This is a genomic window from Burkholderia catarinensis (genome assembly GCF_001883705.2).
GTDB classification, from domain to species: domain Bacteria; phylum Pseudomonadota; class Gammaproteobacteria; order Burkholderiales; family Burkholderiaceae; genus Burkholderia; species Burkholderia catarinensis.
Map to the genome: position 1 here is coordinate 148,231 of NZ_MDEQ02000003.1, position 16,451 is coordinate 164,681.

Annotated in this window: 18 protein-coding genes and 2 pseudogenes; 15 read left to right on the forward strand and 5 right to left on the reverse strand. The window is 65.7% G+C overall.

The annotated features are described in order from the left end of the window. Together BFF94_RS05935 and BFF94_RS05940 are read left to right on the forward strand one after the other, a co-directional pair. Positions 1 to 621 (forward strand): type VI secretion system amidase effector protein Tae4, encoded by a 621-nt coding sequence (locus tag BFF94_RS05935; protein ID WP_128842417.1) that lies wholly within the window; start codon positions 1 to 3, stop codon positions 619 to 621. Beyond that, positions 621 to 959 (forward strand): hypothetical protein, encoded by a 339-nt coding sequence (locus BFF94_RS05940; protein WP_128842416.1) that lies wholly within the window; start codon positions 621 to 623, stop codon positions 957 to 959. Before BFF94_RS05935 ends, BFF94_RS05940 begins: the two co-directional genes overlap by 1 nt. A gap of 404 nt (positions 960 to 1,363) precedes the next feature. Here BFF94_RS05940 and BFF94_RS05945 read toward each other — a convergent pair. Continuing rightward, positions 1,364 to 1,521: pseudogene (locus tag BFF94_RS05945) on the reverse strand (transposase); the annotation flags it as partial. An 82-nt stretch (positions 1,522 to 1,603) separates the two neighbouring features. Between BFF94_RS05945 and BFF94_RS37775 the strand changes: the two are divergent. Continuing rightward, a pseudogene (locus BFF94_RS37775) lies at positions 1,604 to 1,879 on the forward strand (IS5/IS1182 family transposase); the annotation flags it as partial. A 159-nt stretch (positions 1,880 to 2,038) separates the two neighbouring features. Here BFF94_RS37775 and BFF94_RS05950 read toward each other — a convergent pair. Continuing rightward, complete coding sequence (locus tag BFF94_RS05950) at positions 2,039 to 3,916, reverse strand: peptidoglycan D,D-transpeptidase FtsI family protein (RefSeq protein ID WP_128842415.1); 1,878 nt, start codon at positions 3,914 to 3,916, stop codon at positions 2,039 to 2,041. A 415-nt stretch (positions 3,917 to 4,331) separates the two neighbouring features. Beyond that, entirely contained in the window at positions 4,332 to 4,676 is a 345-nt protein-coding gene (locus BFF94_RS05955) for a DUF3564 family protein (protein WP_128842414.1), read from the reverse strand. A 648-nt stretch (positions 4,677 to 5,324) separates the two neighbouring features. Here BFF94_RS05955 and BFF94_RS05960 point away from each other — a divergent pair. Then, complete coding sequence (locus BFF94_RS05960; RefSeq protein ID WP_219139088.1) at positions 5,325 to 6,536, forward strand: SDR family oxidoreductase; 1,212 nt, start codon at positions 5,325 to 5,327, stop codon at positions 6,534 to 6,536. A 55-nt stretch (positions 6,537 to 6,591) separates the two neighbouring features. Here BFF94_RS05960 and hpaR read toward each other — a convergent pair whose 3' ends face one another. Further along, positions 6,592 to 7,032, reverse strand: a complete 441-nt coding sequence (gene hpaR, locus BFF94_RS05965) for a homoprotocatechuate degradation operon regulator HpaR (RefSeq protein WP_034179682.1) — start codon at positions 7,030 to 7,032, stop codon at positions 6,592 to 6,594. A 153-nt stretch (positions 7,033 to 7,185) separates the two neighbouring features. Here hpaR and BFF94_RS05970 point away from each other — a divergent pair, with 153 nt between their 5' ends. The 9 genes from BFF94_RS05970 to BFF94_RS06010 all read left to right on the forward strand — a co-directional run bounded on the left by BFF94_RS05970 (position 7,186) and on the right by BFF94_RS06010 (position 14,236). Then, a complete protein-coding gene (locus BFF94_RS05970) occupies positions 7,186 to 7,875 on the forward strand; it encodes a fumarylacetoacetate hydrolase family protein (RefSeq protein ID WP_219139089.1) in 690 nt (229 codons plus the stop codon). Beyond that, positions 7,872 to 8,636, forward strand: a complete 765-nt coding sequence (locus BFF94_RS05975; RefSeq protein WP_128850012.1) for a fumarylacetoacetate hydrolase family protein — start codon at positions 7,872 to 7,874, stop codon at positions 8,634 to 8,636. The genes BFF94_RS05970 and BFF94_RS05975 overlap by 4 nt, the downstream gene beginning before the upstream one ends. Before the next feature lie 22 nt (positions 8,637 to 8,658). Continuing rightward, entirely contained in the window at positions 8,659 to 10,122 is a 1,464-nt protein-coding gene (gene hpaE / locus BFF94_RS05980; RefSeq protein WP_128850010.1) for a 5-carboxymethyl-2-hydroxymuconate semialdehyde dehydrogenase, read from the forward strand. Positions 10,123 to 10,165: 43 nt separating this feature from the next. Next, positions 10,166 to 11,014: a 3,4-dihydroxyphenylacetate 2,3-dioxygenase gene (gene hpaD, locus BFF94_RS05985; protein ID WP_128850008.1), complete on the forward strand. Its 849-nt coding sequence runs from the start codon at positions 10,166 to 10,168 to the stop codon at positions 11,012 to 11,014. Between the two features lie 38 nt (positions 11,015 to 11,052). Then, the gene (locus BFF94_RS05990) at positions 11,053 to 11,445 is read left to right on the forward strand and encodes a 5-carboxymethyl-2-hydroxymuconate Delta-isomerase (protein ID WP_128850006.1); all 393 of its coding nucleotides are present in this window, start codon (positions 11,053 to 11,055) and stop codon (positions 11,443 to 11,445) included. A gap of 20 nt (positions 11,446 to 11,465) precedes the next feature. After that, positions 11,466 to 12,269 (forward strand): 2-oxo-hept-4-ene-1,7-dioate hydratase, encoded by an 804-nt coding sequence (gene hpaH / locus BFF94_RS05995; protein ID WP_128850004.1) that lies wholly within the window; start codon positions 11,466 to 11,468, stop codon positions 12,267 to 12,269. A gap of 7 nt (positions 12,270 to 12,276) precedes the next feature. Beyond that, positions 12,277 to 13,083, forward strand: a complete 807-nt coding sequence (gene hpaI / locus BFF94_RS06000) for a 4-hydroxy-2-oxoheptanedioate aldolase (protein ID WP_128850001.1) — start codon at positions 12,277 to 12,279, stop codon at positions 13,081 to 13,083. A gap of 113 nt (positions 13,084 to 13,196) precedes the next feature. Beyond that, on the forward strand, positions 13,197 to 13,664 hold the full coding sequence (locus BFF94_RS06005) for a helix-turn-helix domain-containing protein (protein WP_128849999.1): 468 nt from the start codon (positions 13,197 to 13,199) through the stop codon (positions 13,662 to 13,664). Further along, positions 13,661 to 14,236, forward strand: coding sequence for a PIN domain-containing protein (locus BFF94_RS06010; protein WP_128849997.1), 576 nt, complete (start codon positions 13,661 to 13,663; stop codon positions 14,234 to 14,236). Before BFF94_RS06005 ends, BFF94_RS06010 begins: the two co-directional genes overlap by 4 nt. A 48-nt stretch (positions 14,237 to 14,284) precedes the next feature. On the opposite strand, the gene BFF94_RS06015 is transcribed toward BFF94_RS06010, so the two are convergent. After that, on the reverse strand, positions 14,285 to 15,082 hold the full coding sequence (locus BFF94_RS06015; RefSeq protein ID WP_128849995.1) for an AraC family transcriptional regulator: 798 nt from the start codon (positions 15,080 to 15,082) through the stop codon (positions 14,285 to 14,287). Between the two features lie 95 nt (positions 15,083 to 15,177). Between BFF94_RS06015 and BFF94_RS06020 the strand changes: the two genes are divergently transcribed. Together BFF94_RS06020 and BFF94_RS06025 are read left to right on the forward strand one after the other, a co-directional pair. After that, positions 15,178 to 15,429 carry a hypothetical protein gene (locus BFF94_RS06020; protein ID WP_128849993.1) on the forward strand — a complete coding sequence of 84 codons (252 nt, stop codon included), beginning with the start codon at positions 15,178 to 15,180 and terminating at the stop codon, positions 15,427 to 15,429. Positions 15,430 to 15,475: 46 nt separating this feature from the next. Further along, complete coding sequence (locus tag BFF94_RS06025; RefSeq protein WP_128849991.1) at positions 15,476 to 16,441, forward strand: quinone oxidoreductase family protein; 966 nt, start codon at positions 15,476 to 15,478, stop codon at positions 16,439 to 16,441. The last annotated feature ends 10 nt before the right edge of the window (positions 16,442 to 16,451 follow it).

Sequence of the window (16,451 nt, forward strand, 5' to 3'; positions counted from 1 at the left end):
ATGCCACACCCTAAGCCCGTCAAAATCCGTTCGAACAACACGCAAGGCTCAGAGAAAGAAGTGCCGCTAACAGCCGTTACGTTCAGAGAGCTTTGGGATAACTTCCCTTCGGGCAATCCGTACGACAACCCGGCGTACACAAACCAATGCGCGATTCGGGTGAGCGTGACACTTCATCGCGTCGGCGTCGGCATGAAGTCATTCAATGCAAAGACCGTCAAACCCATGTCCGGCGCCGAGACAATCGGCCGCATCTTGCTCGATGGCAAGCCGACCGCAACGCGTGCCGACGAGTTGGGTGAATGGTTGCAGCTACAACCGTTCCCCGGTCTCCCCAAGGCCGAAAACATCACCGGCCCGGATTGGGAATCGAAGGTCAAAGGGCGTACCGGTATCATTCAGTTCTCGCGATACTGGACACGCAGCGGCGAATCGACAGAGAGTGCAAGCGGCGGGCACATCGATCTATGGAACGGATCACGCTTAACTGTCAGCAGTGCCCCGGACGCGGTAGCGACGTTTAGTCGTGTGCTCGGCTTTCAATCGTTTCTCCCGGGAACCTTTATCGGCTGGTCGGACCTGCGCAATTCAAAAAAAATCCTCTTTTGGGAAATCAAGTGATGCGGCGCTTCTTCGGTGCAATTGGATTTGCGATCGTCGGACTCGTGAGCGTTGTCGTGTGGGCGGCGATCGACACGCGCCTGTGTTCTGCTTTCGATCGACTCTGCACTCCGCACCCCGGAGAATGTGGCGGCGGGGTCGATGCTTGCGCCACAACCCTTCATTCGACAATCTCTTTGCTCGCTTACCTATTCGGACCGCCGATCATCTTCGGGGCGATCGGCTTCGTGCTGTTCGCTCGCCGCCGTACGCCAGCCGCGATCGCCGGATACCTGGCGATTGCGATCGCTGCGCAGTGGTTGCTAACGTTCGTTGGCGTGCGCGTCTTACATATCTAACGTGAAGCGAATCACGATAGCGCTATGCGGTTTGGTCTTCGGCCTGTTCGTGTCACGGTTTTTCATGTATACGTTCAGCCACGCCCACGTCGCAAAACCTGACCACATCGCGACCGGCTGCAATGAGCTAGGCAAGTGCCGTACGTCTTGGTGGGCCGGTTCGTTTGTGTTCGCGTACCTATGCGGCCCGGCGGTTGCGTTTGGCGTTCTCAACGCGATTGCGTGGAAGCGATGGACATTGAGGAGGTGGGCGCTGTGGGGGAGCGCAATTCTCGTCACGACAGCCGCCCTTTACATTACCGACTACCTTCTGAAGTAAGTTACGAGCGCGGCTGAATCACAACCAAGTCCATTGTGTGGGTCAATCAGAAGTGGCCGCGGAAATTCGGAGCGATTCGAACACGCCTGCCCGACGCCTCGGCCTTCACCCAGTTGCGAAGCGTTTTTGCTCCGAAATGCCCAGCTCGTGGGCCACCACGGCCACTCCTTGGCCATCCGTGACCCGTTGCGCGGCGGCCAGCTTGAACTCCGCCGTGTACACCTGTTTTGGTGCCTTGAACATCTCTGATTTCCTTCCTTTCTGCCGAGTTTATACACGACCTCTTGGAAGGCGAAATTTCAGGGGAAGCTCAGTCCGCTGTATGACGGTGAAACTAGCCTTCCCAGATCAAGGTCACACGGGCCAGATGCTTGCTCAAGCCGCTCGCGATGAAGGCATCGAGTTGCAGGTCATCAAACTACCGGAGGCAAAAAAAGCTTTGTACTGCTGCCGCGTCGAATGCAGTTTCGGTTGGGCAGACAGCATTCGGCGGCTTGCCCGGGACTACGAATGATTACCGGGGACCTTGGCTGGTCTGCACTTCGTCGTCTTCGCCATGCGCATGCTCGTTCATGCCGTGCGGATCCTTCAAAGTGCATAACTCGTTCTAAAGTCAGGTGTCAGGTTACGCAATTGCCCTCAAAACTTCCACGGCTTACTGCGATGAACCTGATTTTGGGTAGGCCCGAGGAAGTTCGAATCCGGCCGCCTTGCCGATCAGTTTCAGTCGAACGTCTCGCGTGTCGGTTCCTGCGGCGCTTCAGCCCGCCGCCGTCCTGGCCGGCGCGGCCGGTTTCTGCGCGGCAGCCGTTTTTGCCGGGGCAACCGTCTTCGGCGCGACGGCCGCCTTCGGTGCGGCGACCGTCTTCTGCGGCGCAACCGCCCTGGCCGGCTGCGGCTTTTCCGGCTCGACCGGCGCGTCGGGCGGCACGCCGAGCAACTGCAGCGAGCCGCTCGTGACCGACGCGAACACCGGGCCAGCCACCGTGCCGCCGTAGTACCCCTTGCCGCGTGGCTCGTCGATCATCACCGCGACGATCAGGCGCGGGTTGCTCATCGGCGCCATGCCCGCGAACAGCGCGCGGTACTTGCCTTTCGCATAGGTCGCGCCGACCTGCTTGCGCGCGGTGCCCGTCTTGCCGCCGATCCGGTAGCCGTCGACGCGCGCGCGGCGCCCCGTGCCGCCTTCGCCGACCGCCATCTCGAGCATCGAGCGGATCGACGCGGCCGTTTGCGGCGACGTCACGCGGTGGCCGCGATGCGCGTCGATCGTCTGCTGGTCGGTGCCGTTCTTCAGCAGCGACACGGGGTGCAGCGTGCCGTCGCCCGCATAGGCCGTGTAGGTCTGCGCGATCTGCAGCAGCGACATCGACAGGCCGTAGCCGTACGCCATCGTCGCCTGCTCGATCGGCCGCCAGCGCTTGTAGCCGCGCAGCCGGCCCGATGCGACGCCCGGGAACGTCAATTCCGGCGCGCGGCCGATCCCGTATTCCTGGTATTTGTTCCAGATCGTTTCGGCGGGCAGGTTCAGCGCGAGCTTCGCGAGCGCGACGTTGCTCGACTTCTGCAGCGCCTGCGATACCGTCAGCGAGCCGTGGTTCGACGTGTCGTGGATCACGGCCGGCCCGATCTTGTAGGTGCCCGGCGACGTGTTGATGATCGTGTTCGGCGTGACCTTGCGCTCGTCGATCGACAGCGCGACGACGAGCGGCTTGATCGTCGAGCCCGGTTCGAACGTGTCGATCACCGCGCGGTTGCGCAACTGCTGGCCGGTGAGGCGCGCGCGATCGTTCGGGTCGAAGGTCGGGTAGTTCGCGAGCGCGAGGATCTCGCCGTTCTGCGCGTCGAGCACGACGACGCTGCCGGCCACCGCATTGTTCTCGACCACGGCCGCCTTGAGCTGGCTGAACGCGAGCTGCTGGATGCGGCGGTCGATCGTCAGCTCGATCGTCGCGCCATGCTGCGCGGGGACGAGCGGGCGCGTGTCCGACACGATGCGGCCGAGCCGGTCGCGGATCACCTCGCGCTGCCCCGACGTACCCAACAGGCGCGTGTTCGCCGCGAGCTCGACGCCTTCCTGGCCCTTGTCCTCGACGTTCGTGAAGCCGACCACGTGCGCGGCCGATTCGCCTTCCGGGTAGAAGCGCTTCGAATCCGCGATTTGCGTGACGCCGTCGATCGCGAGCTTGTCGAGCTTGCCCGCGGTGTCCGCGTCCACCTGCCGCTTGAGCAGCACGAACGTACGGTCGTGGCCGAGGCGCCGCTTCACCTCGGCGAGCGGCATGTCGAGCAGCTTCGCGATCTGCGGGTAGTCGATATCGGCGACCTGTTTCGGGTTCGCCCAGATTTCATAGGTCGACAGGCTGACCGCGAGCATCGCGCCGTTGCGGTCGACGATGCGCCCGCGCATCGCGTCGAGCTCGATCGTGCGCTGGTAGCGTTTCTGGCCCTGGCCGACGTAGAAATCCTGGTTCGCGACCTGCACCCAGAAGGCGCGCACGATCAGCGCGGCGAACGCGAGGAACACGACGATCACGATCAGTTTCGAGCGCCACATAGGCAGGCGCGACGCGAGCATCGGATTCTTGGTTGCGGCCGCGTACGGATCGGCGGGGTGGGTCTTCTTTTTCACGCTCATGCAATGGCCGGGTCGGGCCGCCGGGCGGCGGCGAGTCAGTCTGAATAATGCGATTGTAATAAATGAGTAAACCCCGTGTGGGGAAAGTGTGTTCCGGCCCCGAAAAAAAGCATGCGGCGGCCACCCGGCGAAGCGTGGAAAGGGGCGCAGAGGCGAGGCGGGAGCGGAATTTCGCCGAAGCGGCAGACGATGAAAGACGGGCGATCCGCTGCGCGTCGATCCGGGTGCACGAGATCCGGGACGGTCGATTCCGATCGCGCCGGTGCGCGATCAATTGCCCGGTCTCCGGTTATTTCTTTAAACCCGAAAATGAAAAACGCCTCGAAAGGAGGCGCCGTTGATGCTGAATATCGAAATGAATATCACAGGAACCAGAATAAACCCGAAAACCGCAGACGATTCACGTCAATGATTTCTATCGGTCGACGGAAATGAATTCCTGGTATTCCGGCTGGGTCGTGCAGGTATCGACGGCCTGCAGCCGCCACGCGCCGGGATGATTGCCGGCGAGCACGGCGGGGCCCTGCTCGCGCCGTGTCGCATCGAAAGACAGCCCCTTCAACTGGCATACGGCATTCCTGCCGTCGGCCGCGCAGAGGGCCATCGCGCCCTCGACGTCGCGGACCTTGCCCCAGCTCGGAAGATCCATGCCCTGATGTGCCTCGCGCGACCACAGCTTCTCGTCGGTATCGACCCACAGTACCGCGAAGGATTGCCGGGTTGCCGACTCGCTGCCGTTAATTCGAATAGTGAGGCGCATTGCATCGTCTCCTGGAAAATGACGCATTCGACCGATTTGACTTGAACAGTCTAGATAGACTGGTGTGAAACGCAAGTGATAATCCGCAATAAACCGTAATGAATTAATTGCGGTTTCGGATGAAAGGACGTCTGACGATTCATGGTTGCTCCGTAGACGCACGCACACGCAGGCGTCACCGGCGATGGCGGTGTTCGAGCGTGCATGGGCGACGGTCCGGACATGGGATGACGTGGCAGCGGGCCGCGTCGATCTGTCGCGCGCCGGCCGCCGCCGAAACCGGGCCGACCGACGCAATTCGATGCCGCCCGAATGCAGCCCGACCGGAGGTTTCGTCGTTTTGGCGATGCTGCCGGAGCGACACACTCCGACAATCGCGTACAAATCGGCACACTTTCACAAAACTTTCGGGACAGACTTGCATGCGGTCGGGCCCCACACTGGGAGCTTCCCGATCCTGTGCCGCGGACGCCCGTCCTCGGCGGCTGCCGCCGCCTCGTGCCAGAGACGCGATCGACGCGATCGCGGGCCGCACGCCCGATCGGGACTGCCGGGGCGCGCGTCAAGCCCCGGCCCGGCCGGCGAGCCGTGCGCAGCCCGCAACCGCGGGCGCCACGCCGCCCGGCCGACTCTTCGAAGGAGACTATCGTGCTGATCTGGAAAACCGCGTTGTCGCTCAACTGGCGGACGAGCCTCGTGTCGCCGGCCAGCGCACCGGTCGCGGCGGCGAACGTCGGGCGGCTGGTGCTGACCGGCGCAACCGGCTTCATCGGCAGTACCGTGCTGACGGCGCTTGTCAATGCGGGACTGCTCGAGCGCATCGTCTGCGTCGTTCGCGCGCAGGATCGCGGCCATGCCGTCGCGCGGCTGCGCGAAGCGGCGTTGCGCGCGGGGCTTGCGCCGTACTGGGCGTCGCGCCTGACCGATGCGAACGTGATCGTCGGCGCGCTCGGCGACGTATGGCAGGGCGCCGACGCCCCGCGTCTCGCCCGCGCGACGCACGTGATTCACTGCGCCGGCCATGCGTCGCCGGCCGACGGCGTGCACCTGCAGGCGGACATCGCGGATGTGGTGCGCTTCGCCGAACGCTTCGCGCGGGCGCCGGGCCTGCAGCGCTTCGTGTACGTCGGCACGGCCTACGCGCATGCGGGCCGCGGCGGGATCGTGCAGGAAGAGACGGCGGGCGACGCGGCGAACGACGTCGCTCAACACGACGAACGCCTGCCGGGCGCGGTGCTCGCGGCGGACTACCTGCACGCGAAGGCGGAAACGGAGCAGCGCCTGCGCGCGCTTGGGCTGCCGCTCGTCGTGGTGCGGCCGTCGCACGTCGTCGGCCACACGGTGCTCGGCACGCGGCCCGCGCCGAATTCGTTCTGGATGTTCCGGCTTGCGCATGCCGCGCGCCGCTTCACCGCGCGGCCGATGACGCGTATCGACATCGTGTCGGTGGACGACGTGGCGCGTGCGACGATGCTGCTGGCCGTCAAGCCGACGCTCGCGCACGACCTCTATCACGTGTCGGCCGGCGACGAGGCGCCGCAGGTCGCGCAGATCGTGCGCGCGATGGACGAGGCGGCGGGGATGACGGGCGCGCCGCGTTACGCGGCGTGCGCGTCGGCCGAGCTGCCGCTCGTGGTGCGCGACGTGCTCGGGCGGCCCGATCCGGCACTCGAGCGCGTGATCGGCCGGGCGCTGCAGCGCTGCGCGGAATTCGCGACGGTCGATCGCGTGTTCGACAACCGCCGCGTGCGCGACGAAATCGATTTCGAGCCGCTGCCGTTCATCGATTACGTCGAGGAATGCATGCGCACGTCGCGCGGCGTTGCCGTGACCGAGCTGATGCGCGGCGCGGTGCACTGACCGCCCGCGTGGCACCGGCGCCCGCTCCCGCGACTGGCGGGAGCGGGCGCCGTCATCACGCGTTGCCGCCGAGTTCGATGAGCCGGTCGAGCGCGCGGTAGATGTCTTCGAGGCCGTCCTGGCCGAAGCGCGACTCGAGCTGCCGGTATTGCTCGTCGATGCGCGGACCGATTTCCGTGACCAGTTTCCTGCTTTGCGGCGTCAGGCTGACCAGTAGCCGGCGCTGGTCTTCCTGCGCGCGCGTGCGCGTGATCAGGCCGTCGCGCTCCATCCGTTCCAGCACGCCCGTGAGGCTCGGGCTCAGGATGCAACAGCGTCGCGCGATCTGTCCCGCTTCGAGCGCGTGCGCCGGTTCGCCGTCGAGCACGCGGATGATCCGCCATTGCTGTTCGGTCAGCGCGAATTCCTTGAGAATGGGGCGGAACAGGCCCATCAGCGTTTCGCGGGCCTCGAGCAGCAGCATGGCCAAGTTGCGATGGTCGAGCGTACGGTTCATCGGAGGTGGGCAGAGGACGGGGACGCATCAATCTTAACAGCCGAAGGTGATGAATTTCGCATCTCAGGGTAATCGAGGTTGCCAGCGCCCGATTGTTTACTTAAGATATTAACTATTGACGATGCGCCGCGACGCGCGGCAGGGGAATGACGCATGGAGCTGTCTTGCACGACCGCCGGGGCGCCGCCGTTGCCGGTCGCCATCGGTACCGTCTACGGTGCGCTGCTCAACGAGCGCGCGGCGCTCGACGCGCTCGGCGATGCCGTGAACGCGCCGCCTTACGGCCGCCCGCCGCAGGCGCCGATCCTTTATATCAAGCCGGCCAACACGCATGCGGCCGACGGCGCGGCCGTCGTCGTGCCGGCCGGCGTCGACGCGCTGGAGATCGGCGCGTCGGTGGCCGTCGTGTTCTCCCGGCGCGCGACGCGGGTGCCGGCCGCGCAGGCGCTCGACCATGTACACGGCTTCACGCTCGCGAGCGACGTGTCGGTGCCGCATCCCGATTACTACCGTCCGGCCGTGCGCTTCAAGTGCCGCGACGGCTTTTGCCCGCTGGGTCCTGCCATCGTGCCGGCTGCCGATCTCGCCGATCTCGATGCAATCGGCCTGACCGTGCGGATCGACGGCGAGGTCGCGGCATCCGTATCGACCGCCACGCTGATTCGTTCCGTGCGCGAGCTGATCGCCGACGTGACGGCCTTCATGTCGTTCGACGCGGGCGATGTGCTGCTGCTCGGCGTCGCGGGGGGCGCACCGCGCGCCCGCGCGGGCAGCACGATCGAGATCGCCGCCGCCGGCATCGGCACGTTGCGGCATACGCTGATTGCGGAGGAAACACGATGAAGACGGCGCGCGTGATCTACAACGGCGCACTGCATGCGGCCGAACCGGCCGGCGACGGCACGATCCGCCTCGATACGGGGCGCGTGGTCGCCGAGGATGGGGTCGCATGGCTGCCGCCCGTCGCGCCGCGCACGACGTTCGCGCTGGGCCTCAACTACGCCGACCACGCGAAGGAACTCGCATTCAAGGCGCCGAGCGAGCCGCTGATCTTCCTGAAGGGGCCGAACACGTTCATCGGCCACCGGTCGCGCACCGTGCGCCCGGCGGACGCCACCCACATGCACTACGAGTGCGAACTGGCCGTCGTGATCGGCCGGCCCGCGCGCAACGTGAGCCGCGCGCAGGCGATCGACTATGTGGCCGGCTATACGGTCGCGAACGACTACGCGATTCGCGATTACCTCGAGAACTACTACCGCCCGAACCTGCGCGTGAAGAACCGCGACACCTGCACGCCGCTCGGGCCGTGGTTCGTCGGACGCGACGAGATCGGCGATGCGGGCGACCTGATGTTGCGCACGACGGTGAACGGCCGGGAGACGCAGCGCGGCAGCACGCGCGACATGATCTTCGACGTGCCGGCGCTGATCGAGCACATCAGCGGCTTCATGACGCTCTCGCCGGGCGACCTGATCCTGACCGGCACGCCGGAGGGGCTGGCGGACACGAAGCCGGGCGACGAGGTCGTGACCGAAATCGAAGGGATCGGCCGGCTCGTGAACACGATCGTCGGCGAAGCAGACTACTATCGCGCCGGCTGAGCCCGTCGCCCAAGGAGAACGCATGACCATCAAGCACTGGATCGACGGCCGCGAAGTCGAGAGCCGCGAAACCTTCACGACGCTGAATCCCGCGACGGGCGACGTGATCACCGACGTCGCGGCGGGCGGCGAGGCCGAAGTGGACGCGGCCGTGCGCGCGGCGAAGGAAGCGTTCCCGAAGTGGGCGAACACGCCCGCGAAGGAGCGCGCGAAGCTGATGCGCAAGCTCGGCGAGCTGATCGAGAAGAACGTGCCGATGCTCGCGGCGCTGGAGACGCAGGACACCGGCCTGCCGATCGCGCAGACGAGCAAGCAGTTGATTCCGCGCGCGTCCGAGAACTTCAACTTCTTCGCGGAAGTGTGCGTGCAGATGAACGGCCGCACCTATCCGGTCGACGACCAGATGCTGAACTACACGCTGTACCAGCCGGTCGGCGTGTGCGCGCTGGTGTCGCCGTGGAACGTGCCGTTCATGACCGCGACGTGGAAGACCGCACCGTGTCTCGCGCTCGGCAATACGGCCGTGCTGAAGATGTCGGAGCTGTCGCCGCTGACGGCCGACCAGCTCGGCCGGCTCGCGCTCGAGGCCGGCATTCCGTCCGGCGTGCTGAACGTCGTGCAGGGCTACGGCGCGACCGCCGGCGATGCGCTGGTGCGCCATCCCGACGTGCGCGCGGTGTCGTTCACCGGCGGTACGGTCACCGGCAAGCGGATCATGGAGCGCGCGGGCCTGAAGAAGTATTCGATGGAGCTCGGCGGCAAGTCGCCGGTGCTGATCTTCGACGACGCCGATTTCGACCGCGCGCTCGACGCGTCGCTGTTCACGATCTTCTCGATCAACGGCGAACGCTGCACCGCGGGCTCGCGGATCTTCGTGCAGCGCACGATCTACGACCGCTTCGTGCAGGAATTCGCGCGTCGCGCGAACAACCTGGTGGTCGGCGATCCGTCCGATCCGGCCACGCAGCTCGGCGCGATGATCACGCGCCAGCACTGGGAGAAGGTGACGGGCTATATCCGTATCGGCGAACAGGAAGGCGCGCGCGTAGTTGCGGGCGGCGCGGACAAGCCGGCAGGCCTGCCCGACCATCTGCGCAACGGCAACTTCGTGCGGCCGACCGTGTTCGCCGACGTCGACAACCGGATGCGCATCGCGCAGGAAGAGATCTTCGGGCCGGTCGCGTGCGTGATCCCGTTCGAGGACGAGGAAGAAGGGCTGCGGCTCGCGAACGACACGGCGTACGGCCTCGCGTCGTACATCTGGACGCAGGACGTCGGCAAGGTGCATCGCCTCGCGCGCGGCATCGAGGCCGGGATGGTGTTCGTGAACAGCCAGAACGTGCGCGACCTGCGCCAGCCGTTCGGCGGCGTGAAGGAATCGGGCACCGGGCGCGAGGGCGGCGAATACAGTTTCGAGGTGTTCGCGGAGATCAAGAACGTGTGCATCTCGATGGGCTCGCACCCTATCCCGCGCTGGGGCGTGTGACAGGCGCGGGTCGTTGCGCCGCAAGAACAAACGGAGATTCACGATGGGAAAACTGTCCCTCGCCGCGAAGATCACGCACGTGCCATCGATGTACCTGTCGGAATTTCCCGGCAGGCATCATGGCTGCCGTGAAGCGGCAATCAGCGGCCACCGACTGATCGGCGAGCGCTGCCGCGCGCTCGGCGTCGACACGATCGTCGTGTCGGACGTGCACTGGCTCGTCAATGCCGGCTATCACGTGAACTGCAATGCGCGGTTCTCGGGCACGTACACGAGCAACGAGCTGCCGCATTTCATCCGCGACATGCAGTACGCGTATCCGGGCAACCCGGCGCTTGGCCGGCTGATCGCGGAGACGGCCAGCGAGCGCGGCGTCGCGACGCGCGCGCACGAGATCGACAGCCTCGAACTCGAATACGGCACGCTCGTACCGATGCGCTACATGAACGGCGACCAGCACTTCAAGGTCGTGTCGATCGCCGGCTGGTGCATGTGGCATCAGCTCGACGAAAGCCGGCGTTTCGGCGAGGCGCTGCTCGAGGCGATCGAGAAAAGCGATTCGAACGTCGCGTTCCTCGCGAGCGGGTCGCTGTCGCACCGCTTCAACGACAACGGCAGCCCGGAGGAGTCGATTCATCAGATCAGCCGCGAATTCTTCAGGCAGGTCGACCTGCGCGTGGTCGAGCTGTGGAAGCAGGGCGATTTCAAGACCTTCTGCGCGATGCTGCCCGAGTACAACACGCATTGCCACGGCGAAGGCGGCATGCACGATACGGCGATGCTGCTCGGACTGCTCGGCTGGGATCGCTACGACAAGCCCGTCGAGATCGTCACCGACTACTTCGCGAGTTCGGGCACCGGGCAGATCAACGCGATTTTTCCGCTGCCCTGAGCGTCGTCGCCCACCACGCAATCGACCGGAGATTTGCCATGCCACATATCGTCGTCGAATACACCGCGAACATCCGCGACGACGCGCGCATTCCCGCGCTGCTGCGCACGATCAACGAAACGCTGATCGCGCAGGGCGGCGTGTTCCCGACCGGCGGCATCCGCTCGCGCGCGATCGAGCTGCACGACTACTGCGTCGCCGACGGCACGGAGGACGACGCGTTCGTCCACGTCACGCTGAAGATCGGCTCGGGCCGCACCGACGCACAGAAGCAAGCCGCGTGCGACGCGCTGTTCGACGCGATCAAGGCGCATTTCGCCGAGCTGTACGCGAAACGCTACCTCGCGCTGTCGATGGAACTGACCGAGTTCAGCGAAAGCGGCTCGTACAAGCACAACAACATCCACGCCCGCTACAAGCGGGCCGGCTGAACCCCATTCCCGATCCGACCATGCTCGAACCCGCCATCATCGACCAGCTCGCGCAGCGCCTGCATGACGCCGAGCGCGAGCGCAAGCAGATCCGCCAGATCTCGCTCGACCATCCCGACATCACGATCGACGACGCGTATGCGATCCAGCGCGCGTGGGTGGCCCTCAAGCTCGCGGAAGGCCGCACGCTGAAAGGGCACAAGATCGGCCTCACGTCGAAGGCGATGCAGAACACGTCGCAGATCGACGAGCCCGACTACGGCGCGCTGCTCGACGACATGTTTTTCGCAGATGGCGGCACGATTCCCGCAGGCCGCTTCATCGTGCCGCGCGTCGAGGTCGAGCTCGCGTTCGTGCTCGGCAAGCGGCTTGCGGGCCCGAACTGCACGATCTTCGACGTGTACGACGCGGTCGATTACGTCGTGCCTGCGCTCGAGATCATCGACGCGCGCAGCCAGTCGATCGACCCCGATACGAAACGGCCGCGCAAGGTGTTCGACACGATCGCCGACAACGCGGCGAACGCGGGCGTCGTGATCGGCGGGCGGCCCGTGAAGCCGCACGATGTCGACCTGCGCTGGGTCGCGGCGATCATGTCGCGCAACGGCGTGGTCGAGGAAACCGGTGTTGCGGCCGGCGTGCTGAACCATCCGGCCAACGGCGTCGCGTGGCTCGCGAACCGGCTGTCGCGCTTCGACGTCGCGCTGGAACCGGGCCAGATCGTGCTCGGCGGCTCGTTCACGCGGCCATGCGCGGCGCGGCCGGGCGACACGTTCAGCGTCGATTACGGCCCGCTCGGGACGATCCAGTGCTACTTCGAGTGAGCGAGCGATGCAGATTCCTTCGAATGTCTTCAAGGCCGCGCTCGCGCGCGGCGACGCGCAGGTCGGGCTGTGGCTCGGGCTGGCGAACCCGTACAGCGCCGAAGTGGTCGCGGGCGCCGGTTTCGACTGGCTTCTGATCGACGGCGAGCATGCGCCGAACACGGTGCCGACGATCCTCGCGCAACTGCAGGCGATCGCGCCGTATCCGTCTCATCCGGTCGTGCGCGTGCCCTGGAATGATCCGGTGATCGTCAAGCAGGTGCTCGATCTCGGCGCACAAACGCTGCTTGTGCCGATGGTGCAGAGCGCCGACGAAGCGCGCGCGGCGATTGCCGCGACGCGTTACCCGCCGCACGGGATTCGCGGTGTCGGCAGTGCGCTGGCGCGCGCGTCGCGGTGGAATCGCGTCGGCGACTACCTGCACCGCGCGAACGACGAGATGGCCGTGCTCGTGCAGGTCGAGACGCGCACGGGGCTCGATGCGGTCGATGCCATCGCGCGTGTCGAAGGCGTGGACGGCGTGTTCATCGGACCGGCCGACCTTGCGGCCGATCTCGGGCATCTCGGCAGTCCGGGCCATCCGGACGTGCAGGCCGCGATCGACGGCGCGATCCGGACGATCAAGGCGGCCGGCAAGGCGCCGGGCATTCTGAGCGCGGATGAGGCGGCCGCGCGGCGTTATCTGGAAGCGGGCGCGTTGTTCGTCGCGGTCGGCGTTGATACGACGCTGCTGGCGAGAAGCGCGGAGCGGCTGGCTGCGCAGTTCAAGGGGAAGGGCGGCGAGGCAGCGAAGAAGGGCGACGGCACGTATTGAATCGGGCAGGGTGTGGCGGAAATATTTAGGGGTTAATCAATTTTCGTTTATTGCGAATTTCGTTTATTGCGAATAAACTGGCGCAATCCTGAAACCCTCGATTGGAGAGCGCGATGCCCCATACCAAGACACCCGACATGATCTTGCCCGTCGAGCGCGAGATGCAGGCGGCTGTCGAAGGGCAGCGCACGCTGGCGGCTTATCTCGCCACGCGAACCGATACACAGCGCATCCAGATCTTTGACGACGAGAATCGTGCGCATCAGGTTGAGCTCCCGACTTCCGCACTTCGGCTGTTGGTGGATATCCTCGCGGAGTTGGCCGATGGCAACGCGGTCAAGGTCGTCCCGGTTCATGCGGAATTGACGACCCAGGAAGCAGCAGATTTGCTCAATGTTTCTCGCCCGCACCTGATCAAGCTGCTTGAATCGAATGCGCTGCCGTATCACCGGACAGGCAAGCATCGACGTGTGCGTTTTTCCGATCTGATGCATTACAAGGCAGAGCGCGATCAGGCGAGTGCCGAGGCAATGGAGGAGTTGAGCAGGCAGGCGCAGGAACTGCGGATGGGCTACGAATGACGAGTTCGCCATTTACGGCCGTCTACGATGCCTGTGTGCTTTATCCCGCGCCGCTTCGCGATTTTCTGATGCGCCTTGCGTTGAGCGGATGTTTCCGGGCCCGCTGGAGCACGCATATTCACAACGAGTGGAAGCGTAACCTGTTGCGTAATCGTCCCGACTTGACCGCAGGGCAGCTTGATCGGACGTCGTGCCTGATGGATCGAGCGATACCCGACGCCGTCGTGACCGGATATGAATCGCTGATCGACGGGCTTACCCTCCCGGATGCGGATGATCGCCACGTACTCGCGGCTGCAATCCGTTGCAATGCCAGCGTGATCGTGACGTTCAATCAGAAGGACTTTCCGGAGGAGAGACTGTCGCCGTACGGCGTCGAGGCCCAGCACCCTGACGAGTTCGTCGACAATCTTTTCGATCTCGAACCCGCGGCGGTCGTTGCGGCTGCGCGGCAGCAGCGGGAGACGCTCAGGCATCCTCCAGTGACTGCAGGCCGGTATCTCGAGATCCTGCAACGACAGGGTATGGTTCAGACCTGCAAGGCACTCGAAGCCTATCGGGCAATTCTTTGAACGGTGTCGCGCAGCGTGCCGGTTGAATGACTTTACGCGACCTGCTCGCTAGGTCGCGCTTCGCGGTTCCCGTCCCGCCTCCAGATACCTTCCCGGCGTCGTCCCCAGCGCACGCCGGAACATGTCGATGAACGCGCTCACGTTGTCGTACCCGAGATCGAGCGCGATCGTCGTCACCGGCACACCGTCGGCGATTCGCTCCAGCGCCCGCAGCAGCCTGGCCTGCTGACGCCACTGCGCGAACGTCAGCCCCGTCTCGGTGACGAAGCGCCGGCTCATCGTCCGCGCACTGATGCCGGCCCATTCGGCCCATTCCTCCAGCCGCCGGTTGTCCGCGAGATCCGCGGCAAGCGCATCGGTGATCTTCATGAGCCGCGGGTCCTGAGGCCGTACCAGTCCCAGCGCTTCGACCTCCGATGACGCGATCTCGTCGAGGATCACGTCGGCGATCCGTGTCTGCGCGGCATCCAGTTCCGCATCGCCCCAGCTTGCCGCGCGCTGCACGGCTTCGCGCAGCAACGGCGTCGTGCGGATCGCGCGCGGCGTGTCCGGCAGCGCCGCGCAGCACGCTTCGGCGACAAATGCCGACCAGCCGGAAATCGGCCCGAACGAGCGCAGCGAGTGCCGGTAATGCGGCGGAATCCAGATCGCGTGGATCGCCGGCACGACCCAGTCCTGGTCGTCGAGGCCGATCGTCAGCAGCCCGCTCAGCGCGCCGACGAGCTGGCCGCGCGCATGCGAATGCGGCGCGGTCACGCGCGGGTCGCGTTGCGACAGCACGGCGGCGACCACGAACGGGCCGTCGTCGGACGTGACGAATCGGGCAGGCAGGAGTGGATCGGACATGGCCGGATATCGGTATCGAATGGCTGTTATACCGGAGATCGGCCGGTTTCGCACGCCTACACTGCCTCAATCGACCACCACCGGAGTACCACGCAATGCGAGCCGAAGACCTTCTCCCCGACCACGCTGACCGGATCCAGACCGACGGCACGACGATCCGCAAGGGCACCGTCGGCGCATTTTTGATCAACGCACGCGTGCTGGCCGACCCGCACGCGGCGCCCGCCGACCGGGCGCGCGCGGAAGCCGACACGATCGACGCATTGCCTGCGTTGCGCGCGCTCGGGCTGTTCGACGTGCTGGACGTACGCGATCCCGCGCTGCGTGCGTGGCTCGACGCGCAATGACACGCGCCGGCGCCATCGACCGAGATACCCGCTTCAAGGAGCCAGCATGAAAGCTGCAGTCGTGAAGGGCGCCGGCGAGCGCCCCGTCTATACGGAATTCGAACCGCCGCACGCGATGCCGGGGCACCGGCCGATCGACGTGACGGCGTCAGCCCTGAGCCGGCTCGCGCAGGCGCGGGCGGCGGGTGCGCACTACTCGTCGGGCGACGGCTATCCGTTTGTTGTCGGCGTCGATGGCGTAGGCCGTCTCGACGATGGTCAACGTGTCTACTTCTTCGGCGCCCCCGCGCCGTACGGCACGATGGCCGAGCGCACGCTCGCGCCCGATGCCCGGTGCGTGCCGCTGCCGGATGCACTCGACGACGTCACGGCGGCGGCGATCGCGATTCCCGGGATGTCGTCGTGGGCGGCGCTGACCGAACGTGCGCGGTTTGCGGCGGGCGAGACGGTGCTGGTGAACGGCGCGACAGGTACGTCGGGACGCCTGGCGGTGCAAATCGCGAAGCATCTCGGCGCCGCGAAGGTGATCGCGACGGGCCGCAATGCGGTCGCGCTGGAAGCGCTGCTGAGTGCCGGTGCGGACGCCGTCGTGTCGCTGCAGCAGGACGACGCGCATCTGGCGCGCGCATTCGAAGCGCATTTCCGTGCCGGCGTGGATGTCGTGCTCGACTATGTGTGGGGCGCCAGCGCGCAGGCGCTGCTGAGCGCCGCGGCGAAAGCGACGCCCGACGGAAGACGGTTGCGCTTCGTGCAGATCGGCTCGATCGGCGGCGCGGACGTGCTGTTGCCGGGGGCGGTGCTGCGGGCGACCGCGATCGAACTGATGGGCAGCGGTATCGGCAGCGTGTCGGTGCCGGGGTTGCTGGCATCGGTGCGCGGCGTGTTCGATGCGGCGGGGCCGGCACGGCTGACGATCGCGACTCGCGCGGTGCCGCTGTCGGCCGTCGGCGAGCATTGGGACGACACGAACAGTCTCGTTCGCCCGGTGTTCACGATGGGCGAGCGTGGATGACGGGCGTGGC

Bases quoted from the DNA above. Each gene is read 5' to 3' on its own strand.
- hpaD (WP_128850008.1), top strand. From the start codon at position 10,166: ATGGGAAAACTGTCCCTCGCCGCGAAGATCACGCACGTGCCATCGATG.
- BFF94_RS06020 (WP_128849993.1), top strand. From the start codon at position 15,178: ATGCGAGCCGAAGACCTTCTCCCCGACCACGCTGACCGGATCCAGACC.
- BFF94_RS06025 (WP_128849991.1), top strand. From the start codon at position 15,476: ATGAAAGCTGCAGTCGTGAAGGGCGCCGGCGAGCGCCCCGTCTATACG.
- hpaR (WP_034179682.1), bottom strand. From the start codon at position 7,032: ATGAACCGTACGCTCGACCATCGCAACTTGGCCATGCTGCTGCTCGAG.
- BFF94_RS05940 (WP_128842416.1), top strand. From the start codon at position 621: ATGCGGCGCTTCTTCGGTGCAATTGGATTTGCGATCGTCGGACTCGTG.
- BFF94_RS05990 (WP_128850006.1), top strand. From the start codon at position 11,053: ATGCCACATATCGTCGTCGAATACACCGCGAACATCCGCGACGACGCG.
- BFF94_RS05975 (WP_128850012.1), top strand. From the start codon at position 7,872: ATGAAGACGGCGCGCGTGATCTACAACGGCGCACTGCATGCGGCCGAA.
- BFF94_RS05950 (WP_128842415.1), bottom strand. From the start codon at position 3,916: ATGAGCGTGAAAAAGAAGACCCACCCCGCCGATCCGTACGCGGCCGCA.
- BFF94_RS06015 (WP_128849995.1), bottom strand. From the start codon at position 15,082: ATGTCCGATCCACTCCTGCCTGCCCGATTCGTCACGTCCGACGACGGC.
- BFF94_RS05970 (WP_219139089.1), top strand. From the start codon at position 7,186: ATGGAGCTGTCTTGCACGACCGCCGGGGCGCCGCCGTTGCCGGTCGCC.
- hpaI (WP_128850001.1), top strand. From the start codon at position 12,277: ATGCAGATTCCTTCGAATGTCTTCAAGGCCGCGCTCGCGCGCGGCGAC.
- BFF94_RS05935 (WP_128842417.1), top strand. From the start codon at position 1: ATGCCACACCCTAAGCCCGTCAAAATCCGTTCGAACAACACGCAAGGC.
- BFF94_RS06005 (WP_128849999.1), top strand. From the start codon at position 13,197: ATGCCCCATACCAAGACACCCGACATGATCTTGCCCGTCGAGCGCGAG.
- BFF94_RS06010 (WP_128849997.1), top strand. From the start codon at position 13,661: ATGACGAGTTCGCCATTTACGGCCGTCTACGATGCCTGTGTGCTTTAT.
- hpaH (WP_128850004.1), top strand. From the start codon at position 11,466: ATGCTCGAACCCGCCATCATCGACCAGCTCGCGCAGCGCCTGCATGAC.
- BFF94_RS05955 (WP_128842414.1), bottom strand. From the start codon at position 4,676: ATGCGCCTCACTATTCGAATTAACGGCAGCGAGTCGGCAACCCGGCAA.
- hpaE (WP_128850010.1), top strand. From the start codon at position 8,659: ATGACCATCAAGCACTGGATCGACGGCCGCGAAGTCGAGAGCCGCGAA.